This is a genomic window from Vibrio sp. V42_P2S4T144, assembly GCF_009904715.1.
Taxonomy (GTDB): Bacteria; Pseudomonadota; Gammaproteobacteria; order Enterobacterales; family Vibrionaceae; genus Vibrio; species Vibrio alginolyticus.
In genome coordinates this window covers 1-4,131 of the sequence record NZ_WXWS01000038.1, presented here as the reverse complement: position 1 = coordinate 4,131, position 4,131 = coordinate 1, and the positions used below count along the sequence as shown (strand labels likewise).

Genomic DNA, 4,131 nt, shown 5'->3' with positions numbered 1-4,131 from the left:
CCGTTAATAAATTACTTTTTATTTCGCAATAGTCAGATAAATACGTTCATCTACCCCTTTAGGGTAGTTTGAAATTGTAATTGATTTACATCATGTATTAATTTTCTTTCACAATTAACAATGAGCTCAGTGATAAGAACCTAACCCTTAGGAATTATAATGAGCAAGTTGAAGCTAGTAGTCATCGGTAACGGTATGGTAGGGCACCGTTATATTGAAGACTTAGTCGAGAAAGCTGATATGTCTAATATAGACATTACGGTTTTCTGTGAAGAACCTCGTGTCGCATACGACCGTGTGCACCTTTCCTCTTACTTTTCTCACCATACTGCAGATGAACTTTCTTTAGTAAAAGAAGGCTTCTACGAGAAACACGGTATTAACATGCTGATCGGCGAACGCGCGATTAACATCAACCGTGAAAACCGCATTGTTTACTCAAGCACTGGCCGTGAAGTTCAATACGACAAGCTGATTCTTGCTACTGGCTCATTCCCATTTGTTCCACCTATCAAAGGTCACGAAAGCAAAGACTGTTTTGTTTACCGTACTATCGAAGATCTTAAAGCGATCGAAGCGTGTGCGAAGAAGAGCAAATCAGGCGTTGTTGTCGGTGGTGGTCTGCTAGGTCTTGAAGCAGCTGGTGCATTGAAAGCACTGGGTGTAGAAACGCACGTTGTTGAGTTCGCACCGAAGCTAATGGCTGAGCAACTTGACCTTGCTGGTGGTAACCAACTTCGTCAAAAGATCGAGCGTATGGGCGTGAACGTTCACACCAGCAAAAACACGCTTGAGATTGCGGCAGAAGGCACAAACGCACGCAACGTTATGCGTTTTGCTGACGGTTCAGAGCTAGAAACAGACTTCATCGTATTCTCTGCAGGTATTCGTCCACAAGACAAACTAGCACGCCAAATGGAGCTAGAAGTGGCACCTCGTGGCGGTGTTGCTATCAACGATCATTGTCAGACTTCTGATGAGAACATCTACGCGATTGGTGAGTGTGCGTCTTGGAACGAAATGTTCTACGGCCTTGTTGCTCCTGGCTACAAGATGGCGACAGTTGCCGTTGATCACCTACTAGGTAACACAGAAAGCAAATTCGAAGGCGCTGACATGTCTGCGAAGCTGAAACTTCTAGGTGTAAAAGTAGGTTCAATCGGTGACGCGAACGGTCGTACTGAAGGTTGTAAGAGTTACGTTTACCAGAACGAAGAACAAGAAGTCTACAAACGTCTTATCGTTTCTAAAGACAACAAGAAACTGCTTGGCGCGGTTATGGTTGGCGATACGTCTGACTACGGCGACCTGCTTCAACTTATGTTGAACGAAATCGACCTACCAGAACACCCAGATGCGTTGATCCTTCCTGCACACGCAGGCGCTGAGAAACCAGCACTAGGTGCAGATGCTCTACCAGAAAGTGCAGTGATCTGCTCTTGTTTCGACGTAACCAAAGGCAAGATCGCACAAGCGGTTGCTGATGGTCACCACACATTGGGCGACATCAAAGCCGTGACGGGCGCGGGTACAGGCTGTGGTGGTTGTATTCCCCTAGTGACGTCTGTTCTAAATGCTGAGCTTGCTAAATCTGGTATCGAAGTGAAGAACGACGTGTGTGAGCACTTTGCATACTCACGCCAAGAGCTGTTCCACCTAATCCGTATTGAAGAGATCAAAACGTTTGATGAGCTTCTAGAGAAATACGGTAAAGGTTACGGCTGTGAAGTTTGTAAACCACTGGCTGGTTCTATCTTGGCTTCTTGCTGGGGTGAGCACATCCTTAAGCCACAACTGGTTAAGCTGCACGACACGAACGATAACTTCCTAGGTAACATCCAAAAAGACGGTACTTACTCTGTTATCCCACGTATGGCGGGTGGTGAAGTAACACCTCAAGCACTGAGTGCACTAGCGAACGTTGCAGCAGAATACAACCTATACACCAAAGTAACCGGTGCTCAACGTATTGGTCTGTTTGGTGCTCAAAAAGACGATCTTCCAGAGATCTGGCGCAAGCTTATCGACGCTGGTTTCGAAACAGGTCAAGCGTACGCAAAAGCACTTCGTATGGCGAAGACATGTGTGGGCTCTACTTGGTGTCGTTACGGTGTTCAAGACTCTGTTGGTCTAGGTTCTTACATCGAGAACCGTTACAAAGGCATTCGTACACCTCATAAGATGAAGTTCGGTGTTTCTGGCTGTACTCGTGAGTGTGCGGAAGCACAAGGTAAAGACCTTGGCATTATCGCGACTGATGCAGGTTGGAACATGTACGTATGTGGTAACGGTGGTATGAAGCCTCGTCACGCAGACCTACTTGCAAGTGACCTAGATAAAGAAACACTAATCAAGTACATCGACCGCTTCATGATGTTCTACATCCGTACTGCTGCGCCACTACAACGCACATCAGTTTGGATGGAAAACATGGAAGGTGGCGTTGACTACCTACGCGAAGTGATTGTTAACGACAAGCTTGGTATCAACGCTCAACTAGAGGCAGACGTAGCGAAGCTTGTAGACGAGTACGAGTGTGAGTGGACTGCGACCATCAACGACGAATCACAACTGACTCGTTTCGCGCACTTCATCAACTCTGACAAGCGCGATGACAACGTTGTGTTTGTACAAGAGCGTGAACAGCACCGCCCAGCAACCTTCACGGAAAAACATCCTGAAGCGAAAGGCGACATCCTACACGTAGCGATCACTGAAGCATAAGGGAAGGTTGATTATGTCATTTGAAAAGATTTGCCAAATCAGCGACATCGTACCGGGCACGGGTGTTTGTGCACTGGTTGATGGTCAGCAAGTGGCGGTATTCCGCCCAACACAAGCAGAAGAAGTGCTGGCGATCAGCAACACAGACCCGTTCTTCCAATCAAACGTGCTTTCTCGCGGTTTGATCTGTGAGCACCAAGGCGAGCTTTGGGTGGCTAGCCCACTTAAGAAGCAACGCTTTAACCTGACAACAGGTGCGTGCATGGAAGACGAGCGTTTTAGCGTGAAAGCGTACAAAACCCGCGTAACCAACGGCGAAGTAGAAATCTCTGCGTAAGCTTGGTTTTCATTCCCTCCTCTTAGGGGGAGGGAATGAACTGAAACCTAGATTTAATAGACAAAGGCTTTCCAAGCATCAACTCAGGGGAACAGGGAAGCGAGGTGTTGTAGATAGCGTTCAGGTGTCAACGGGAAGCCTTTCTCTATTCAATCTTTAACTTTTTAACTTTCAATTTTGGATAAGGACACATTCATGTCTACTGATTTTAAGCCTGCAGAATTCGTGCAAACCATGATCAATGTTGGTGAAGCGAAAACTAATACAAGCACGCGAGACCTTCTGCTTCGCGGTACGATGGCTGGCGTTATTCTTTCGCTTGCGGTGGTGGTTGCTATTACCGCGATTGTACAAACGGGTATCGGTCTTGTAGGAGCACTTGTTTTCCCCGTTGGTTTCGTGATTCTAAGTGTGATGGGGTATGACCTAGTAACCGGTGTTTTTGGTCTAGCGCCTCTGGCTAAGTTTGCAAACCGTCCTGGTATCACTTGGGGTCGTATCTTCCGTTGTTGGGGTCTTGTGGGCTTGGGTAACCTTATCGGTTCTCTAATCGTTGCTTACCTAGTGGCTATCTCACTAACAGGTAACTTCTCTCTAGAACTGAACGCAGTAGCGAAGAAATTTGTGGCTGTTTCTACCGCGCGTAGCCTTGGTTTTGAAAACATGGGTATGGACGGATGGATCACGTGTTTCGTACGCGGCATCTTCTGTAACCTAATGGTGTGTCTAGGCGTTATCGGCAACATGACAGCACGTTCAGTATCTGGTCGCGTAGCAATGATGTGGTTCCCAATCTTCATCTTCTTCGCTCTAGTATTCGAGCACACAGTAGTAAACATGTTCCTATTCCCACTAGGTATGATTCTAGGTGCGGATTTTGGTATCGCGACTTGGTTGAACTTCAACCTTATCCCAACCATCCTAGGTAACATTGTTGGTGGTCTAGTAATGACTTGTATTCCACTGTACCTAACTCACGCTAAAACTGCGCCTTCTATCAATGCTGAAGAAGAAGTAAAAGCGCAACCTGCAATGGCTAAATAACCATTAACGGGTAATTCGCTTAATAT

At 46.6% G+C, this 4,131-nt stretch carries 3 protein-coding genes; all 3 read left to right on the top strand.

The window, feature by feature from the left end:
* Nucleotides 1–159: 159 nt before the first annotated feature.
* The 3 genes from nirB to CAG68_RS01170 all read left to right on the top strand — a co-directional run bounded on the left by nirB (nt 160) and on the right by CAG68_RS01170 (nt 4,105).
* Complete coding sequence (gene nirB, locus CAG68_RS01180) at nt 160–2,724, top strand: nitrite reductase large subunit NirB (RefSeq protein ID WP_086047379.1); 2,565 nt, start codon at nt 160–162, stop codon at nt 2,722–2,724.
* 13 nt (nt 2,725–2,737) lie between these two features.
* Complete coding sequence (gene nirD / locus CAG68_RS01175) at nt 2,738–3,061, top strand: nitrite reductase small subunit NirD (protein WP_005387969.1); 324 nt, start codon at nt 2,738–2,740, stop codon at nt 3,059–3,061.
* A gap of 195 nt (nt 3,062–3,256) precedes the next feature.
* Nucleotides 3,257–4,105 carry a formate/nitrite transporter family protein gene (locus CAG68_RS01170; RefSeq protein ID WP_005387971.1) on the top strand — a complete coding sequence of 283 codons (849 nt, stop codon included), beginning with the start codon at nt 3,257–3,259 and terminating at the stop codon, nt 4,103–4,105.
* The last annotated feature ends 26 nt before the right edge of the window (nt 4,106–4,131 follow it).

What these genes read in the sequence shown, in the direction of transcription:
- nirB (WP_086047379.1), top strand. Translation starts at nt 160, where the DNA reads ATGAGCAAGTTGAAGCTAGTAGTCATCGGTAACGGTATGGTAGGGCAC.
- nirD (WP_005387969.1), top strand. Translation starts at nt 2,738, where the DNA reads ATGTCATTTGAAAAGATTTGCCAAATCAGCGACATCGTACCGGGCACG.
- CAG68_RS01170 (WP_005387971.1), top strand. Translation starts at nt 3,257, where the DNA reads ATGTCTACTGATTTTAAGCCTGCAGAATTCGTGCAAACCATGATCAAT.